The 241-nt window shown below is 51.5% G+C and carries 1 protein-coding gene; it reads left to right on the top strand.

The genetic code is table 11. The features are described 5' to 3' along the window. Positions 1-241, top strand: a 241-nt coding sequence (locus SB689_RS24045; protein ID WP_410694536.1) for a DNA polymerase domain-containing protein, incomplete at both ends; no start/stop codon positions are given.

Raw genomic sequence — 241 nt, 5'->3', positions numbered from 1 at the left:
GGTTGAATGGTTCCTGCTGCGTAAAGCGTACGAACGTAACGAACTGGCGCCGAACAAACCGGACGAACGTGAATACGAACGTCGTCTGCGTGAATCTTACGCGGGTGGTTTCGTTAAAGAACCGGAAAAAGGTCTGTGGGAAAACATCGTTTCTCTGGACTTCCGTTCGCTGTACCCGTCTATCATCATCACCCACAACGTTTCTCCGGACACCCTGAACCGTGAAGGTTGCCGTAACTAC

Source organism: Chryseobacterium sp. SIMBA_038, from assembly GCF_046535115.1.
Taxonomy (GTDB): domain Bacteria; phylum Bacteroidota; class Bacteroidia; order Flavobacteriales; family Weeksellaceae; genus Chryseobacterium.
This window is presented reverse-complemented; position numbering and strand designations above follow the sequence as displayed.